The organism is Mesorhizobium sp. P3_A9 (genome assembly GCF_056402975.1).
In genome coordinates this window covers 1-556 of record NZ_JBFUGJ010000818.1, presented here as the reverse complement: position 1 = coordinate 556, position 556 = coordinate 1, and the positions used below count along the sequence as shown (strand labels likewise).

Sequence of the window (556 nt, the reverse complement as noted above, 5' to 3'; positions counted from 1 at the left end):
CCCACATTGGCCGCGCCGAAACTGCCGACCGGGCTGCCGACGCTGAAATCCTTGAAGCCGTAAGCACCATCGACCCGCTCCCACAGCGGCAGCGCGGCCAGGAGGTGCGACTTGAGCTCGGCCTGGTTGGCCTTCAGCTTCGCCTCATCCTCATTGGCCACGGCGAAGGCCAACAGGTCCAGAAGAGGCTTCGTGCGCAGCCCCTTGCCTTTCGCGTCCACCGACAATTCGGGCGACTTGACCGTCAGCGGGATTTTCTGCCCGTTGTTCGGGTTATCGATCGTGACCGAGTCGGCAAAATCGGCGATTGTCTGAACCAGGTTGAAATCGACACCGCCATTTGCGCCCTTCGTAGCGCTCATTGTGGCGGTTCCAGCACCAGAACTCATCTCCGTGCGCTGCTTGGCGTCCTGCGACGTCATCGTCATGCCTTCCAGCGACGACGTCGCGCTGCTGAAAGCCGCCAGTTCGGTATCGTAGATGCCGACGAACTTGCCGCCCTTGATCGACATCTTCATGCTTTGCGGCCCCTGAGGCCCGTTGAACTCCATCGTCC

The 556-nt window shown here is 61.3% G+C and carries 1 pseudogene; it reads right to left on the bottom strand.

The features are described from left to right. Positions 1-518: pseudogene (locus tag AC1DX0_RS36910) on the bottom strand (hypothetical protein); the annotation flags it as partial. Positions 519-556 lie beyond the last annotated feature (38 nt).